Consider the following 15020-nt stretch of genomic DNA (forward strand, 5'->3'; position numbering starts at 1 on the left):
GACGGGATGAATTCTCTGGATTCATCCCAGGCAATCAGGCGGCGAGGCGGGCGCGGCCGCGCTTGCGACGCGTGCGGATCACGCGACGGCCGGTGTGGGAGCGCATCCGTACACGGAAACCCGAGACGCGCTTCCTCTTGCGGTTTGTTCCCCCGAGGGTGCGCTTGGTCATGGACGTCTCCTGGCTACCGGCCGATCTGAATCTGGGATTTTATCAGTTAGTCCACATCGATCAGCCAGCTGCCGCGGTAGCCGGACATCGGCACATCGCCGGGGGCCTGCACCAGGGCGTTGAACTGATACATGCGCTTCCCCTGGGGGTTGAACAGCTTGATGTGAAGCGAATAGTCCCCGTCTGAAGGCAGCGGCGTGTCGGGGAAGACCACGATTTCTGTTTGGTCTTTGTTGACCTCAATCACCGCCGGGATCTCTTCGAGGCACTTGCTGCGGCTCATCATGCTGCCAACGCTGGTGCGGCAAATGCGCATGCGGTGGGGCTTGAGCTTGGAGTCGAAGTAGTCCGGAACGGTGACGGTGAGTTTGAGAATCGCGGTCTTGCGGTCCTTTTCGCGCAGGGTGAGGTACCACTCCGAGCGGTCGTTTTCGATGCTGGAGGTTTGGTAGTAGTACAGCTTCCGGTAGTCCCGGTCGTTGTCCCAGCGGAATTCCATCAGCCCCGGTGTGCCCTGGGCGTGGGCGATCTGCTGGGGGGCTCGGGTCAGTGTGGAGCCAATCAGTAGGGCCGCCGCAGTGCCGGCTCCAGCAAGCAAGCGTCTGGTGGTGGAACGGGCCATAGGAAGCGTCTCGTTGGTGGGATTCTCCTGAGTCCAACCACGGGGCGGTGATCTCAGGGGTCGGAGGCTGATCTGTCAGTTGTGACCAGATCTGTCCGGCCGCAGCCGCTGCGCATCGCCCTGATAGGGATGAACCGGTTGCTGGCCCTGCGGAATCCAGGCGTGGGCCAGGACACGGATGCAGCGTGGGAGATCTCCCTGAACGGCCATTTGCTGGCAGTCCAGCAGGGCTACCGAGTCCCAGCCGGGCCGCCTCCGTGCAATGGCGGCCGGAAAACAGGCGTCAAGATCAGCCGTCACCGAGAACGTCACCGACACCAGCTGGTCGGGAGTAAGACCATTGCGATCAACAAGGGCATCCATCAGGGCGCTGACCGCGGTTTGAATGGCCTCCGTGCTGTTCTCCGTGCAGGTGGTGGCCCCACGCAGGCCTCTTAGCGCAAAGGGTGAGCTGCTCATGGGCGGTACAGCCAAAGCACCTGACCGCTCCCCATCAATTCAATCGAGAGGCGCTGCTGCAGTTGATGCAAGAGCTCGGATCCCGGCAGCAGGCCACTGAGCTTGCGGCGTTGCTTGCCCAGAGTGACGGGGCGAATGTCGTCCGCGTCGAGGTCGGCCAGCTGCGCTGCGAGGCGACGGGCATGGTCCTCGTCACCGAGTTCATCCACCAAGCCCAGTGCCTGTGCCTGTTCTCCGCTGAAAACCCGTCCATCGGCGAAGCGCTTCACCGTTTCCAGCTCAAGGTTTCGCCCCTGCGCTACAACACCAACGAACTGGCCGTAGCTGCTGTCGATCAGCTCCTGAAGCAAGGCACGTTCGGCATCGCTCAGCGGGCGATCCGGGGAAAGGATGTCCTTGAACGGACCACTCTTCACCGTGTCGAAGCGAATTCCGATCCGCTCGAAGACCCGAGAGAGGTCGTTGCCCCGCAGGATCACCCCGATGGAACCGGTGATCGTGCCGGGATTGGCGACGATTTTTTCCGCCGCCACGCCGATGTAGACGCCGCCGGAGGCGGAGATGTTGCCAAAGCTGGCCACCACGCGACAGCCCTGTTCCCGGAGCCGCAGCAGGGCTGCATGAATTTCCTGGCTGTCTCCAACCGTGCCGCCTGGACTGTCAATCCGCAGCAGCAGGGCTGGAAATTCCCTTTGCTTCACCTCCCGCAGCGCTTTGAGCACCCGCTTCCGCGTGGCACCGGTGATGGGGCCATCAACAACGATGCGCGCCATCCGTCGTCGGGATTTTCGCCGCCAGGGCCAGATCATGTTGCGCATCTGCATCGCTCCAGATCTTAAAAAGAGCACCCAAGCGCCCATCCATGCCGTCGTTGCGACTCTGGTTTCTGATGGTGTTGCCCTTCGCGCTCTGGGGAACGGCGATGACCGCCATGGCGCCATTGCTCGCCAGTGCAGGGCCTTGGCTGGTAGCAGGCTTGCGCCTTGTGCCCGCCGGTTTGGCTCTTCTGCTCTGGGGGCAGTGCACCGGCCGAGGCCTGGCGATCGATTCCCGTGATCGGCCTTGGTTCCTCCTGTTCACCCTGGTGGATGCCACCTTGTTTCAAGGCCTGTTGGCGCGGGGGTTGGAGGGCACAGGCGCGGGTCTCGGTTCCGTCCTGATTGATTGCCAACCTCTGTTGGTGGCCCTGATGGCACGCGCGTTGTTCATGGAGTCGATCAATCCCATCGGCTGGATGGGGCTGGCCATCGGTTTGGCTGGAATCGTCTGCATCGGCCTACCGGCTGAGCTGTTGGGACATTGGTGGTTGCTGGCAGACCCGCCGGTGGTGCAGCAGGTGTTTCAGCCCGGGGAGGGCTGGATGTTGCTTGCGGCCGTTGCCATGGCTGCTGGCACGGTGTTGATCCGCTTTGCTTCACGCCACAGTGATCCGGTCAGCGTTACGGCCTGGCACATGGTGCTTGGGGGACTTCCCCTGCTCTTGGTTCATGCCCTGCAGCGCACGGATGCTGGTTTGGCCTGGACGGCAACGGACTGGGCGCGCATGGGGTACGCGAGCCTGCTCGGAAGCGCCCTGGCCTACGGATTGTTTTTCTGGTTCGCCAATCAGCGCGACCTCACCAGCTTCAGCAGCCTTGGATTCCTCACGCCGGTGTTTGCGTTGGCCACCGGTGGGTGGTTGCTGGGAGAGCGCCTTGATCTGCTCCAGTGGATCGGCGTCGTGATGGTGCTTGTGTCGGTGATCTTTGTGAGTCAACGGCGCCGGTTCTGGGAGCCGCTGTCGATCACGGACGCCTCTTCATGACGGCTGCTCCGCTTCATCTCGTCATCGTGAACACGCCCATCGGGGCCCTCGGCAGCGGCGAGGGTGGTGGCGTGGAGCTCACACTCCGATCGCTTGTTCAGGGGTTGGTGCGGCGGGGCCACAGGCTCACGCTTGTGGCCGCCAAGGGCTCCACGCTCCCCGCCGACTGCAGCGGAGTTGAGTTGCTGGAGGTGGAGGGTGTGAACCAGCCCAGCTGGCAGCACGCCGCCGAGCATGCGCCGGTCGAAATTCCCCGTAATGGGCTTCTGCCGGCTCTCTGGGAGGCCGCGCTCGATGTGGGTCAGTCCGCCGACGCCGTGATCAACGGTGGCTACGACTGGCTGCCGCTGTGGCTGACGCAACGGGTCAGCGCCAGGCTCTTTCATCTCGTGAGCATGGGGGATGTGGCTGCGGTGATGTGCGATGTGATCGAAGCCGTCGCCGCCTGGGATTCACGTCGCCTTGCTTTTCACACCCACCGCCAGGCCGCTGATTTCCGGCTGCCTTCTCCGCCCAGTGTTGTGGGCAACGGATTTGATCTCAGCAACTACACCTTCCAAGGGCAGACCAATGGCCCCCTGGGTTGGGCAGGCCGCATCGCTCCGGAAAAGGGGCTGGAGGATGCTGCTGCTGCCGCTGCTGCGTTGGGAGAACAGCTTCTGGTTTGGGGGTTGCGTGAGGACGACGCCTATGCGCGGCAGGTGGAGTCGAGTGTTCCCAAGGGCACGATCGACTGGCGTGGATTTCGATCGACCCGGGAGCTGCAGCAGGAGCTGGGCCACTGCCGCGCTCTGATCAACACACCGAAATGGAATGAGGCCTACGGCAATGTTGTGGTTGAAGCCCTGGCCTGTGGTGTTCCGGTCGTCGCCTATGACCGTGGAGGACCGGGGGAGCTGATCTGTTCCGGTCGCACTGGCTGGTTGGTGCCGCCCGACGATGTTGCTGCCATCACGGAGGCTCTTCGGCGCGTCGACAGCATCGAGCGCTCCCTCTGCCGCAGCTGGGTTGAAGAGCACGCCTCCTGTGAGGTCTTCAGTCAGCGTGTTGAAGCTTGGGTTCGAACAGGACTGACGGCGGATGTCAGCATCAATCGCAGGAGCTGAGGGTCCCTTGTCGGTCAATGTTTCAGGACGTCAGCGACGCCAGGTTCTGGCACTTGTGCTGACCCTGGGACTCGTTATCACCTTTTGGCGGTTGGGATCCACCGGTGTGGTGGATGAAACTCCGCCGTTGTTTGCCGCAGCCGGACGGGCCATGGCTGACACCGGCGATTGGCTGACTCCTCGGGTGAACGGCTTGCCCCGTTACGACAAACCGCCCCTGGTGTACTGGCTGATGGGGTTCGGTTATGCCTTGCCCGGACGCGAGGTTTGGGATCCTCTCGGCAGTTGGGCGGCACGGCTTCCTTCCGCCCTGGCCACGCTCGGACTGATGCTTGGCCTCGCCGATACGGTGCTGCGCTGGCCGTTCTCCGGCGATGTCCGTCCGCGTTTGACGGCACTGATCGCACCGCTGGCCTTTGCCTTCTCGCCGCTGGTGCTCGTCTGGAGCCGCACCGCGGTGAGTGATGCCCTGCTGTGTGGCCTGCTGGGTCTCAGCCTGTTGTTGCAGTGGAGGCGTTTTGCCTCCCCCCAAGAGGTGGCCTGGTGGCCAGCCTGGGTGATTCTCGGATTCGCAGTGCTGGCCAAGGGGCCTGTCGCTGTAGTGCTGTCAGGGCTCGCTCTGCTGATGTTCGGCGCGTTGCGACGGGATCTCGTTCAACCCTGGCGGCGGCTGCGCCCGCTGCCCGGGTTGCTGCTCACCGCTCTGATCAGCCTTCCCTGGTATGCCCTGGAGTTGCTGGTGGAAGGACAGCCCTTCTGGGACAGCTTTTTCGGCTACCACAACCTTCAACGCTTCACCTCCGTGGTGAACGATCACCTGCAGCCCTGGTGGTTTTTCGGCCCGGTGATGCTCGTGGCTGCCCTGCCCTTCACGCCCTACCTGCTGTTGGGACTGGCGCGGGTGCCCCGATCTCGGACCGCTCCGGAGCATTCGTTGCATCAATTTGCAGCGTGCTGGCTGTTGGCGGTGCTGCTGCTGTTCACCACCGCAGCCACCAAGCTCCCCAGTTATTGGTTGCCCGCCACCCCCGCGGCGGCCCTGTTGGTGGCCCAGGCCACGGTGGGCTCATCGCGCTGGCAACGGATGGCCTGGGCAACTTGCCTGGCCTTGATCGCCGTCCTGGCTGCTGGGTTCTGGCAGGGATCGCTCTGGGTTCCCTTGATCGAGGATCCGGAGATGCCGACGCTGTCGGTGGATTTGCTCGCCAGCGGTTTGTTGAAGTGGGCTGCGGTCTGGTTCAGCGCTGCAGCCGTGCTTGGAGCCGGTCTGTTGCTTCAGCGTCGTGCTGCTGCTCAAGCCCTGCTGGCCATGCAGGGTTGTCTGCTTGGATTTCATCTCACGGCTCTGGTTCCCATCGCCGAACTCGCTGATCGTCTGCGTCAGCAGCCCGTGCGTGACGCGGCCTCACTGATGTTGTCGTACCAGCGCCGTGGAGAGCCCATGGTCATGGTTGGCGCCATGAAGCCTTCGCTGCACTTCTACACAGGGCAGGTAATCCTTTACGAAGGCCAATCCGATGGGGCGTTGGTCAACATTGCGGATCGCCTGGCCCACGAACAGCGACGCGGCTGGAGTGGATATCCCCTCGGTAGTCCTCGTGCATCCAGCACTGTGCTGGTGCTGATCGACCGCGGCACGGCAGAACGGGATCATTGGAGGAACCTGCAGCCTGTGCTGCTGGGACAGATCGGGATCTACGACGTGTGGCGTCTGGACCGCATTCGCCTTGAGCAACGGGCACAAACCCTTATGGCCGATGGCGTCGATGCCGACTGGGAGAAGCCAAGGCCGGAACGCTATTGATCAAAAGTTGAATATCTTGGGGAGTACCCGAGGGTTTTGAAGTCGTCTTGGTAGTGGGCTGCAATCCTTCCAAAATCCTTACGCGATAGGCTTCCGAGTTCAAAATTTTTATTGGATTCATTTGTGCGTTTCAATTTTAAACTTTTATTAAAGACATTTGATAAAAGTAAAAAATCGGTATCAATATTTTCCACTCTACCTATGAACTGTGGCTTGCCTGCGCTAAGCCAATGCTGTTGGGGCATGAATGTCAACATATGGCGTAAATTTCCGCTGATAAGATCGTTTGTGAATGAAGAAAAAGTTGCTTTGCTGTTCAAGAGGTGCAATCGATATTTCTTTGTTGGGCTTAGGGATTCGAAGTTTGATTGCTCGAGTTGATGGCGAGTTGAAATGGCCACTCTCAGATTGTATTTGCATGCTGATATGAAGCGTCGTACAGGGTGTCTTACGAAGGTGAATCGAAAGTATTTTTCTAGATTCTCTGGTAAATCGTTGACTTTGTGATGTTTGTGATGGTGCTTGAATCCGAGCGCTTTTTCAATTGATTGCCCTGCGCACTTTGGAATGTGCAGAAAAATGGCATTGTGTTTGGGAAGGAACAAGCTCACTTTCTTTGAGATTTAGGGGTTAAGAGTTTGCCTGTGGCAAAAACCGCAGTGCCCCCAGAGCCTGATTTCTCCGTTGGGTCCTGGTCGGCCGCAGTCCGGGCATGTCCCCATACCATGGACATCGGTGCGGCTCGGATGCTGAGCCCAAATGCTGGCTTCGCTTTCCAGCGCCGGGGATTGGAGGGAGTGGTGTTGCTGAATGCGCAGATCACGCACCGCGTGGCCGGCTTGATGCAGGGCGTTGATCAGTTGGGGCTTGTTGTAGAGGAGAGCCTGGCGCCATTGAGGATGGCTGGCTCCCACGGTCAGCACCCCGCGTTGCAGCGATAAGGGGCGACAGTGCGGTGCCAGTTGCGCTCCCGCAACTCTCGGCCAGTCCTGCCACAGCGCTGCTATGTGGTCGTCCTTGCGCCACTTCCTCTGAAGTGCGCCAAGACAGGTTTTCAAGGGTTCCGCCGGCGCTGGCGCAGCTGACTGCAGCAGCTCCAAGCCCGGAAGGCGACGACGTTGGGATTCAGGTGCAACCGCCATGGGTTGATCCTAGGCAGAACTGCTGCAGGAACCTCGCTAATCTCAGCGCGTCTGAGGCCAAGTCATGGGTTTCTTTGATCGGCTGAGCAGGCTGGTTCGTGCCAACGCCAACGCTGCCGTCAGTAGCATGGAGGATCCGGCCAAGATCCTCGATCAATCCGTCGCTGACATGCAGGCGGATCTGGTCAAGTTGCGTCAGGCCGTTGCCCTGGCGATCGCGAGTCAGAAGCGACTGACCAGCCAGGCTGAGCAGGCTGCAGCTCAATCCAAGACCTGGTACGAGCGTGCTGAGCTGGCGTTGAAGAAGGGTGAGGAATCCCTGGCTCGGGAAGCATTGACCCGCCGCAAGACGTTCCAGGAAACGGCAACCTCGCTGACGGCCCAGGTGCAGGCCCAAGACGGTCAGGTGGAATCGCTCAAGAAGAGTCTGGTTGCCCTCGAAGGAAAGATCGCTGAGGCCAAGACCAAGAAGGACATGCTCAAGGCCAGGGCCCAGGCGGCCAAGGCCCAGCAGCAGTTGCAAAGTGCCGTCGGCAGCATCGGCACCGATTCCGCCATGGCGGCCTTCGAGCGAATGGAGGAAAAGGTGGAGGCCCTGGAGGCCACCGGCCAGGCTGCGGCTGAGCTAGCTGGATCTGATCTGGAGAGTCAGTTCGCGGCGTTGGAAAGCGGTGGCGGTGTTGATGATGATCTCGAGGCGTTGCGCGCTCAGCTGAAGGGAGGCCCGGAAGCTGTTGCTCTTCCCGCATCTGAGACCTCCGAGGCCGTGAAGCCCGTGCAGGTGGAAGAGGTGGATGCTGAACTCGAAGACTTGAAACGATCCATCGACAAGCTCTGATCAACCCAGGAAAGTCGTCCGGCTTTCCATAGGATCAGTTCAGTGATTTGAGTGCCTTGGCTGGAGCTGTTGCCGATTTCACCGACGCTGGTTTTGAACGTGAAGTTCTCAAGGCTTCCGGCACGGTCCTCGTCGATTTCTGGGCTGCCTGGTGCGGCCCCTGCCGACTGATCGCTCCGTTGATGGATTGGGTGGCGAGCGACTACGGCGATCGTGTCAGCGTCGGCAAGCTCGAGGTGGATGCCAATCCTCAGACCCGTGACGCTTATCAGGTTCAGGGCATTCCCACACTGATCCTCTTCCGCAACGGTGAAGTGGTGGCGCGGCACGAAGGTGCCATCGCCAAACCGCAGCTGCAGTCCTTCCTGGATGCCAACCTCTAAGCGGCTTGCCTCACTGGGCAGCGCTGTTTTTGCCCGTGTTGATGCCGCCAAACAGGCTTATCGGCTCGAAGCGTCTTCTTCGGTTCTTCCGGATCTGGTGGATCTCTCCATCGGATCCTCTGATCTTCGGCCTCCCACGCCGTTGCTGGACTCCATGGCCTCAGCTGTCATGGAGTCCAGCAGCAGCTCCTATTGCCTTCAAGCCGGACTGAGGCCTTTTCATGCCGCTGTCGCGGACTGGTGTCGGCATCGCTTCGACGTTGCAGTCGATCCTGATCAAGAGGTCCAGTTGTTGGTGGGATCCCAGGAAGGAACCGCCCATCTGCCGCTGGCGGTGCTGGATCCGGGTGACGTCGCCCTGCATCTGGACCCCTGTTATCCGTCCCATACCGGTGGATTGCATCTGGCTGGAGCCCGGAACACGGCCCTTTCCCTTGCCCCTGAAAACGACTGGCGGCCGGACCTGACGACCATCAGCCCCCAGCTCTGGGATCAACTGAAGTTGTTCGTTTTGGGGTATCCCCACAACCCTTCAGCCCGGCTGGGGGATCAGGAGGATCTCAATCGCATCACGGCGATTGCAGCTCGGCACGACGTGGTGATCGCTCACGACAATCCCTATGTGGATTTTGCCCTGGATGGAGAGCCTCCTTCGCTGTTGCAGGCTCCGAACTGGAGGGAGTGCGGCATTGAATTCTTCTCCCTTTCGAAGGGCTGGTGCCTTGGGGGATTCCGACTTGGTTTTGCAGTTGGTGCGGCACCGCTGATTGCCGCCCTGCGTCGCGCCAAGGCCGTCATCGATTTCAACCAGAGCCTGGCTCTGCAGCAGGGTGCGATTCAGGCCTTGCAACGCTTCCCCGATTGGCCGCGGCAATTGCATCCGACCTATCGCGAACGACGGGATCGTGTGGTCGAGACCCTCAGGGCACGCGGTTGGTCGGTTCCCTGTCCAGAGATGGCGATGTACCTCTGGTTTCCCTTGCCTGATGCGGCCCATCGTCGGGGCTGGAGTGATGAAGATGCCGCGAGGGAACTGCTTCAGCGAAGTGGTGTCGCCTTGACCCCTGGGTCTGGGTTTGGTGGCGGCGGTCGCCAGTGGCTGCGCATGGCGCTTGTACGGCCAGTGAATGAGTTGGTGGACGCTGCATCGCGTCTCGCGGATGCGATGGATGACTGATCCACGCATGCCGCAACATCGATTCCCACACTTCGGTGGTGGCCGGTTGATGGCGACGTATCGCCGCCTCGCTGGTGCCTCGGCACGCCACTGGTCCATCCGTCATGTGCCTGTGTGCAGCAGCACGGAGGAGCTGCTGGGGGCCTGGTTGCGCGATCAGCCTTCATTGATGGGACCTCGCGCCGTCATTGCCACCCACCAGCGCCGGGGAGTCGGCCAGTGGGGCCGATCCTGGGTTTCTCCGCCAGGTGGTGTCTGGATCAGTGCTGCTTTGCCTTGGCGCAGCCAAGGGTACGGTCAGGCCGGCTTGCTTGGCTTGGCGCTGGCCCTTTCGGTGGTGCACCGGCTTGAGCAGCGGGGCCTTTCGGTTCAGATCAAATGGCCCAACGACCTGTTCGTGAATGGCCGCAAATTGGCGGGCCTTCTGCCTGGGGTGGTGCAGCGGGGCTCCCAGCTGCGTTTGCTGCGGATCGGCCTGGGCCTGAATGTGCGGAATGCAGTTCCTGGTCATGCCATTGCCCTGAGAAGGCTTCAAGGGCAGCAGGCTGCGGATCCGATCCGGTGGACGGCGGAGGTTTTGCTGGCCTTCGATCACTGTCACGGCCTTGGAGGCGATGGGGCCTGGTGCCTCGATGGCGTTCAGGCCAGGCTCTGGTCCGATCAGCTCGTCCATCCTCAAGACGGTCAGATCTGGAGGATTGCTGGCCTGGAACGCGATGGAGGGCTGCGGTTGCGTCAGGGTTCAAGGACTGAAACCTGGCGCCGCTGGCCCTGAGTGGGTGTCCCATCCATAGGATTCCTTGGTACAGCCGTCTTGTCCCTTGCTGGCTTGGTTCGCGCTGATCTGGATGTTGGCTCCAACCGCTGCTGCGCAGGGTTTTGATCAGTCGCTCGATGGTCTGGTTCGCCAACGGGTGATCACGTCCCAAGAGCGCAAGCTGCTCCGGGGCGGTGGCTCGGTGGTTCCCATGGAACGAAGCCGTTTTGAAGAGACCTGTCGCACCGGAGCTCTGTCCCGGCAGGACTGCGCTTCCGGGGTGGCCAGGCGTCCGCCGGGGGCACCGGCCTCAGCACGGGTTCGCTTGATCCCCTCCCGCCAACCGTTGCGTGTTCCCGTGTCAGCGCTGCTCGCCCGCGATGGCGGCACCTTTCGGCTGGAATCCGTCTTTGCGGTCACGCCCCGTCCGCTGCCAACTCCTGGCAATGGCAACAGTCAATTGCTTTTCCCGGTGGCTGGAGACGCTTTTAAGAGCAGTGGATTTGGTTGGCGTCTGCATCCGATCCTGGGGAGCTGGCTGATGCATGCCGGGCGGGACTTTGCAGCACCGGAGGGCACGCCGGTGGTGGCTGCTCTTTCGGGGCAGGTCTTAAGCAGTGGTCTTGCCGGTGGGTATGGCGTCGCCATCGAACTGGAACACGCTGAGCCATTGCGCCGCACGCTCTATGGCCATCTCTCGGAGATCTATGTGCGACCCGGGCAGCCGGTGCGCCAGGGAGAAGTGATTGGCCGCGTCGGCAGCACAGGTCTCAGCACAGGGCCGCACTTGCATTTCGAGTTGCGCACACCATCGCGGGCCGGTTGGCACGCCGTTGATCCAGGAGATCTGGATCTTTCCGCCGTGATGCGTGCCAACAACGATCCTGTTTCGCTGCTGCTCGGCCAGGTGTTGCGCAGCCTTGAACGCGATCAGCCCTAGCCCAGAGCGACGCTGAGCGAAACAGAGACGTCAGTTCGTCTGTTCCCGGAGGATGAATCCAACACCGCGCACGGTGTGGATGAGGGTTGGCGTGTTGTCCAGTTCGACTTTTTGACGCAGGTAGCGGATGTAGACGTCGAGAAGATTGTCGTCTCCATAAAAATTTTCTCCCCAAACACCGTGCATGATTTCCTGGCGTTCAAGCACGCGGCCTGCGCCCCGCATCAGGAAATTCAGCAGGTCGTATTCCTTCACAGACAGTCCGATCGCATGATCTCCCCGCATCACATCACGGGTTCGCGTGTTCATGCTGAGGTCGGCGACCTTGAGAATTTCGTTGACGTCTGAGCCGCCTACAGGCCCTGAGAATGTTTCAGCGCGGCGGTGCATGGCCCGCAGGCGCGCCATTAATTCGTCGATGGAAAAAGGCTTGATCAGGTAATCATCAACGCCGGCATCGAGAGCTTTGACCCGATCGGTGATCTCGTCGTGCCCCGTCAGCATCAGGATGGGGATGGTGATTCCCCCAGCTCGGATGCGTTGACAGATGTCGATGCCGCTGAAGTCCGGCAGGTTCCAATCCAGGATGATCAAGTCGGGAGTGGGTTCAGTACGGCTTCGGATCAGCCCGCTGGCTCCGTCAGAAGCAACATCAACGTCGTATCCCTCAACATCAAGCTCCAGCCGAAGCAGATCAGTCAGTTTGTGTTCATCGTCAACAAGAAGGACACGGAGACGGGGCTGGGATTCCAGGGACATCCGGCCTTAAAACCTCATTCCAATCTAGGTGTTGTGTCTCACCACGTTGATCAGCAGAGCAGCTCGTTGAGCCGCTGCTGAGGGGATCGACCGCCGAGGGCTGAGTGCTTCCTGAGCCGGTTATAGATCGAGAGGTAACGCGGCAGCCAGTTGTCGCGTTCCCGGGAGTTCTGGAAGGCCATCGCATAGGCCCATTCCTTGCAGAGGGTCTGGATGAACCGTTCGGCTTTGCCGTTGGTGCGGGGCATGTAAGGCCTGGTGCGGATGTGCTTGAGGCCAAGGGCTTTGCAGGCCTTGGCAAAGCTGCGTGAGAGGTATGCGGGACCGTTGTCCGACATCACTTGGCGGCAACTCCATGCCATGGCCGTTGAACCAGGCCACAGCACGGCTCAGGAAGCCGATCGCTGTGGCCTGCTGCTCGTCGGCGAGCACCTCGACGTAGGCCAATCGGGTGGCATCGTCGATCGCAACGTGCACACGGTCGTAGCCGACGCCGGCAGAGCGGCCCTGCCGCCGGTTACCGGTGATTCGGTGGCCGACCTTGCGAAAGCGGGCGAGCTTTTTGACGTCGATATGGATCAGGTCTCCGGGATGCTCCCGCTCGTAGCGCTGCACTGGAGGTTTGGGTTCGAGATTTCGCAACCGCCCGAGACCAAGGAGGTTGAGCACCCTGGCCACGGTGGAGAAGGGAGCGGCTAGCAGCCTGGCGATGTGCCGGAGGTGGAGGCGTTGGTGACGGAACTCCACGGCCTGTTGCAGTTGCTGTGGATCGAGCGTCCGCCGCTGGCTGCGGCGACCACTGCGTCGATCCACCAGAGCGGCTGCCCCACCTGAGCGGTAACGGGCCAGCCACTTGTAGGCACAGCGGAGGCTGATACCAGCTTCTGCAGCCAGTTCAGCCAGGGAGCGGTGGTGGTTCAGGTGTTGAGAAACCAATCGCAGCCGGCCTCGCTGCGTCAGGCGGGCATTGGCGTGTGTATGCATGGGGCGTGAGGTTTCGGTTGGGCGGTGACACCTCAACCGGTAGCGACCTCACACCTCATTGGCTACTGAACAACCTGCTGAGACAGAACATCTAGGCACCAAAAGAACTTTCAGTGATTTTGTCCCTACATTGAAATCGGCTGTTCTTCGCTATGTCGACCCCGAGAGCCTGGACGGAAGATCGAATCCGAGCACTGCGTGAAAAGGAAGACCTCCCCTTTGTTCGTGCCGATGCCTCGGGGATCGTTCAGGAAATCAATGACCGTTTCAAGGCCGTCTATGGCTGGTCTGAAGCTGCCTTGATTGGTAAATCCCTGGGTTTGATCTTGCCGCCAAGCTTCCGTGATTCCCATCATGCTGGGTTTGCCCGCTTCCAACTGACGGAAGTGTCCAAGGTGCTGAATCACCCGTTGAAACTGGCAACGTTTTGCTCCGACGGGCACGCCATTGAAAGTGAACATTTCATCGTGGCGGAGAAGCACAGCAATGGCAGCTGGTCGTTCGCGGCAACGCTGCGACCGTTGATGGAATCGAGCTGAGATGGGCGATTCGGCATGAATAGCTCAGATTCATCGTCGTCATCCTCAAGGGATCGAGAACTCATTGCGCAATTGCGGCAGTCCCTTGGAATGCTTCAGGTCGCTTTCGATGCGGCCAGCGAAGCGATGGTGATTGTCGATGTGGATCGCAGAATTTACTGGGCCAATCAAGCCTCTGCCGACCTCTTTGTTGGTGGCGTGCCGATTCAGCTGGTGAATCAAACCCTGGCTGATGTTCTGAAGCTGAGGCCCTTGGATGCCCATGCCAAGGCAGCCCTTCAGTTGCTGGACCCCCAACATCCTTTGCCGCGGACCTCCGGAGCGAGCCGCTGCCAGGTGCTGTCCCCCCATGGGGATGAATCCCAGGTGCAGCTGCTGCGTTGGCGGCCTGTGGAATTGATTCAGTCGCCCTTTCTGCTGGTGTCGTTTCGCGACCTCAGCCTCGAAGAACGGGCGTTGGTTCAGCAGCAGCGCTTCATGACCGATCTCACCCATGAATTGCGCACGCCCCTAGCGATCGTGAGCGGGAATCTGCAACGGATGGCTCGGCTGAGCGCTCTCCCGGAGGCCGTTAGCTCCCGGCTCACGATGGCCCGCGAGGAAATGGCGCGGATCCAGAAGTTGCTCGGGCATCTCTCGCTGCTCACACGCCTGGAGGTGGATCCGGATGTGGTCAGCTGTGGCGACCATCTCCTGGTGCCGTTGCTTCAGCGCTGGTATGAGGCCTCTCGGGAGCTGGCGCCGAGTCTCCAGCCGAAGGGCATCGAACGGGGGGATGAACTGGTGGTTCAAACCGACCCTCGGGCCTTGATGCTGGCATTGGATCAGTTGCTCGACAACGCCTGCCAGCACGCCAATCGATCCATGCCGATTCAGCTCAGTCTTGCTGGGAGTGACGGGCGCGACCATTGCATTCTGGAGTTCGCCAGTCAGAGCCTTGACGCTCCTGTGGCTTCGGAGGATCTGGAACGTTGGTCTGCACCGTTTTTCCGGGGCAAGCCCGAACGGGATGGCGAACGGGTGGAGGGCCCTGGTCTGGGGCTCGCCTTAGCGCGAGAACTGGTCAGGGGGTGTGGAGGAACGCTGGAGCTCCACCAGCAGCCCTCATCGCAAGGAACCACCACGATCGTTCGCTTGCATCTGAAGCTCAGACCATCGAACGCGTCTGGAGCAGTTGCGGCAGCTGTTCGAACAGATCCGGCTTGAGCACGTAGGCCTCCGCTCCATTCGCCAGAGCTTCGTGTTTCTTGTCGGCGTCATTGAGAGCCGTCACGATCACCACCCTCAACGCAGGCTGGGAAGCGGCCCGGAGCTGCAGCTGTTTCAGGCAGGCCAAGCCGTCCATGCCCGGCAGCATCAAGTCCAGCAGCAGCAGATCGAAACGATCGGAGCCGGTTTCGTCGAGAAAGTCTTCTGCGGATCCGAAGCAGATGCATTCGTGCCCCTCATCGCTGATTTCAGCGCAGATGAGTTGCTGAATGCGCGGATCATCCTCCACGACTGCAACACGAAGAGCCTTGGGAGTTTCCTCCAT

General features: G+C 60.8%; 19 protein-coding genes and 1 pseudogene. 10 read left to right on the forward strand and 10 right to left on the reverse strand.

The window, feature by feature from the left end; genetic code table 11:
- Window positions 1-34: 34 nt before the first annotated feature.
- From rpmH to sppA, 4 genes are all read right to left on the reverse strand, one after another.
- Window positions 35-172, reverse strand: coding sequence for a 50S ribosomal protein L34 (gene rpmH, locus SynA1544_RS03095; protein ID WP_011363584.1), 138 nt, complete (start codon window positions 170-172; stop codon window positions 35-37).
- A gap of 46 nt (window positions 173-218) precedes the next feature.
- Window positions 219-794: a DUF2808 domain-containing protein gene (locus SynA1544_RS03100; protein ID WP_186514795.1), complete on the reverse strand. Its 576-nt coding sequence runs from the start codon at window positions 792-794 to the stop codon at window positions 219-221.
- Window positions 795-869: 75 nt separating this feature from the next.
- Window positions 870-1253, reverse strand: coding sequence for a chorismate mutase (gene aroH, locus SynA1544_RS03105; protein ID WP_186514796.1), 384 nt, complete (start codon window positions 1251-1253; stop codon window positions 870-872).
- On the reverse strand, window positions 1250-2062 hold the full coding sequence (gene sppA / locus SynA1544_RS03110; protein ID WP_186515422.1) for a signal peptide peptidase SppA: 813 nt from the start codon (window positions 2060-2062) through the stop codon (window positions 1250-1252). Before sppA ends, aroH begins: the two co-directional genes overlap by 4 nt.
- A 53-nt stretch (window positions 2063-2115) precedes the next feature.
- On the opposite strand from sppA, the gene SynA1544_RS03115 reads away from it, so the two are divergent.
- From SynA1544_RS03115 to SynA1544_RS03125, 3 genes are read left to right on the forward strand one after another with little or no spacing between them, the layout of a single operon-like run.
- Window positions 2116-3057 carry a DMT family transporter gene (locus SynA1544_RS03115; protein WP_186514797.1) on the forward strand — a complete coding sequence of 314 codons (942 nt, stop codon included), beginning with the start codon at window positions 2116-2118 and terminating at the stop codon, window positions 3055-3057.
- Window positions 3054-4163, forward strand: coding sequence for a glycosyltransferase (locus SynA1544_RS03120; RefSeq protein ID WP_186514798.1), 1110 nt, complete (start codon window positions 3054-3056; stop codon window positions 4161-4163). Before SynA1544_RS03115 ends, SynA1544_RS03120 begins: the two co-directional genes overlap by 4 nt.
- Entirely contained in the window at window positions 4138-5967 is a 1830-nt protein-coding gene (locus tag SynA1544_RS03125; protein ID WP_186514799.1) for a glycosyltransferase family 39 protein, read from the forward strand. Before SynA1544_RS03120 ends, SynA1544_RS03125 begins: the two co-directional genes overlap by 26 nt.
- On the opposite strand, the gene SynA1544_RS03130 is transcribed toward SynA1544_RS03125, so the two are convergent.
- Window positions 5961-6578, reverse strand: a complete 618-nt coding sequence (locus tag SynA1544_RS03130) for a sulfotransferase family 2 domain-containing protein (RefSeq protein ID WP_186514800.1) — start codon at window positions 6576-6578, stop codon at window positions 5961-5963. The two genes, SynA1544_RS03125 and SynA1544_RS03130, sit on opposite strands and share 7 nt — an antisense overlap.
- 12 nt (window positions 6579-6590) lie before the next feature.
- The gene (locus SynA1544_RS03135) at window positions 6591-7109 is read right to left on the reverse strand and encodes a DciA family protein (protein WP_186514801.1); all 519 of its coding nucleotides are present in this window, start codon (window positions 7107-7109) and stop codon (window positions 6591-6593) included.
- 64 nt (window positions 7110-7173) lie between these two features.
- On the opposite strand from SynA1544_RS03135, the gene SynA1544_RS03140 reads away from it, so the two are divergent.
- From SynA1544_RS03140 to SynA1544_RS03160, 5 genes are all read left to right on the forward strand, one after another.
- Window positions 7174-7947: a PspA/IM30 family protein gene (locus tag SynA1544_RS03140; RefSeq protein ID WP_186514802.1), complete on the forward strand. Its 774-nt coding sequence runs from the start codon at window positions 7174-7176 to the stop codon at window positions 7945-7947.
- A 56-nt stretch (window positions 7948-8003) separates the two neighbouring features.
- Window positions 8004-8330: a thioredoxin gene (gene trxA / locus SynA1544_RS03145; protein ID WP_186514803.1), complete on the forward strand. Its 327-nt coding sequence runs from the start codon at window positions 8004-8006 to the stop codon at window positions 8328-8330.
- The gene (locus SynA1544_RS03150; RefSeq protein ID WP_186514804.1) at window positions 8317-9507 is read left to right on the forward strand and encodes an aminotransferase class I/II-fold pyridoxal phosphate-dependent enzyme; all 1191 of its coding nucleotides are present in this window, start codon (window positions 8317-8319) and stop codon (window positions 9505-9507) included. The genes trxA and SynA1544_RS03150 overlap by 14 nt, the downstream gene beginning before the upstream one ends.
- Window positions 9508-9514: 7 nt before the next feature.
- A complete protein-coding gene (locus SynA1544_RS03155) occupies window positions 9515-10282 on the forward strand; it encodes a biotin--[acetyl-CoA-carboxylase] ligase (protein ID WP_186514805.1) in 768 nt (255 codons plus the stop codon).
- 73 nt (window positions 10283-10355) lie between these two features.
- The gene (locus tag SynA1544_RS03160; protein WP_186515423.1) at window positions 10356-11204 is read left to right on the forward strand and encodes a M23 family metallopeptidase; all 849 of its coding nucleotides are present in this window, start codon (window positions 10356-10358) and stop codon (window positions 11202-11204) included.
- A 30-nt stretch (window positions 11205-11234) separates the two neighbouring features.
- Here SynA1544_RS03160 and SynA1544_RS03165 read toward each other — a convergent pair whose 3' ends face one another.
- The 3 genes and pseudogenes from SynA1544_RS03165 to SynA1544_RS15010 all read right to left on the reverse strand — a co-directional run.
- A complete protein-coding gene (locus tag SynA1544_RS03165) occupies window positions 11235-11963 on the reverse strand; it encodes a response regulator transcription factor (RefSeq protein WP_186514806.1) in 729 nt (242 codons plus the stop codon).
- 50 nt (window positions 11964-12013) lie between these two features.
- Window positions 12014-12325: an integrase core domain-containing protein gene (locus SynA1544_RS15005; RefSeq protein WP_370594089.1), complete on the reverse strand. Its 312-nt coding sequence runs from the start codon at window positions 12323-12325 to the stop codon at window positions 12014-12016.
- Between the two features lie 364 nt (window positions 12326-12689).
- Window positions 12690-12947: pseudogene (locus SynA1544_RS15010) on the reverse strand (leucine zipper domain-containing protein); the annotation flags it as partial.
- Between the two features lie 152 nt (window positions 12948-13099).
- On the opposite strand from SynA1544_RS15010, the gene SynA1544_RS03175 reads away from it, so the two are divergent.
- A complete protein-coding gene (locus tag SynA1544_RS03175; RefSeq protein ID WP_186514807.1) occupies window positions 13100-13486 on the forward strand; it encodes a PAS domain-containing protein in 387 nt (128 codons plus the stop codon).
- 90 nt (window positions 13487-13576) lie between these two features.
- Entirely contained in the window at window positions 13577-14692 is a 1116-nt protein-coding gene (locus SynA1544_RS03180) for a PAS domain-containing sensor histidine kinase (protein WP_186514808.1), read from the forward strand.
- Here the strand turns inward: SynA1544_RS03180 and SynA1544_RS03185 are convergent.
- The gene (locus tag SynA1544_RS03185) at window positions 14634-15020 is read right to left on the reverse strand and encodes a response regulator (protein WP_186514809.1); all 387 of its coding nucleotides are present in this window, start codon (window positions 15018-15020) and stop codon (window positions 14634-14636) included. The two genes, SynA1544_RS03180 and SynA1544_RS03185, sit on opposite strands and share 59 nt — an antisense overlap.

Origin of the sequence: Synechococcus sp. A15-44 (assembly GCF_014280115.1) — a bacterium.
GTDB lineage: Bacteria > Cyanobacteriota > Cyanobacteriia > PCC-6307 > Cyanobiaceae > Parasynechococcus.

Excerpts from the sequence above, each read along its gene's own strand:
- rpmH (WP_011363584.1), bottom strand. The coding sequence starts at position 172 with ATGACCAAGCGCACCCTCGGGGGAACAAACCGCAAGAGGAAGCGCGTC.
- SynA1544_RS03100 (WP_186514795.1), bottom strand. The coding sequence starts at position 794 with ATGGCCCGTTCCACCACCAGACGCTTGCTTGCTGGAGCCGGCACTGCG.
- aroH (WP_186514796.1), bottom strand. The coding sequence starts at position 1,253 with ATGAGCAGCTCACCCTTTGCGCTAAGAGGCCTGCGTGGGGCCACCACC.
- sppA (WP_186515422.1), bottom strand. The coding sequence starts at position 2,062 with ATGATCTGGCCCTGGCGGCGAAAATCCCGACGACGGATGGCGCGCATC.
- SynA1544_RS03115 (WP_186514797.1), top strand. The coding sequence starts at position 2,116 with ATGCCGTCGTTGCGACTCTGGTTTCTGATGGTGTTGCCCTTCGCGCTC.
- SynA1544_RS03120 (WP_186514798.1), top strand. The coding sequence starts at position 3,054 with ATGACGGCTGCTCCGCTTCATCTCGTCATCGTGAACACGCCCATCGGG.
- SynA1544_RS03125 (WP_186514799.1), top strand. The coding sequence starts at position 4,138 with ATGTCAGCATCAATCGCAGGAGCTGAGGGTCCCTTGTCGGTCAATGTT.
- SynA1544_RS03135 (WP_186514801.1), bottom strand. The coding sequence starts at position 7,109 with ATGGCGGTTGCACCTGAATCCCAACGTCGTCGCCTTCCGGGCTTGGAG.
- SynA1544_RS03140 (WP_186514802.1), top strand. The coding sequence starts at position 7,174 with ATGGGTTTCTTTGATCGGCTGAGCAGGCTGGTTCGTGCCAACGCCAAC.
- SynA1544_RS03150 (WP_186514804.1), top strand. The coding sequence starts at position 8,317 with ATGCCAACCTCTAAGCGGCTTGCCTCACTGGGCAGCGCTGTTTTTGCC.
- SynA1544_RS03155 (WP_186514805.1), top strand. The coding sequence starts at position 9,515 with ATGCCGCAACATCGATTCCCACACTTCGGTGGTGGCCGGTTGATGGCG.
- SynA1544_RS03160 (WP_186515423.1), top strand. The coding sequence starts at position 10,356 with ATGTTGGCTCCAACCGCTGCTGCGCAGGGTTTTGATCAGTCGCTCGAT.
- SynA1544_RS03165 (WP_186514806.1), bottom strand. The coding sequence starts at position 11,963 with ATGTCCCTGGAATCCCAGCCCCGTCTCCGTGTCCTTCTTGTTGACGAT.
- SynA1544_RS15005 (WP_370594089.1), bottom strand. The coding sequence starts at position 12,325 with ATGGCATGGAGTTGCCGCCAAGTGATGTCGGACAACGGTCCCGCATAC.
- SynA1544_RS03175 (WP_186514807.1), top strand. The coding sequence starts at position 13,100 with ATGTCGACCCCGAGAGCCTGGACGGAAGATCGAATCCGAGCACTGCGT.
- SynA1544_RS03180 (WP_186514808.1), top strand. The coding sequence starts at position 13,577 with ATGCTTCAGGTCGCTTTCGATGCGGCCAGCGAAGCGATGGTGATTGTC.
- SynA1544_RS03185 (WP_186514809.1), bottom strand. The coding sequence starts at position 15,020 with ATGGAGGAAACTCCCAAGGCTCTTCGTGTTGCAGTCGTGGAGGATGAT.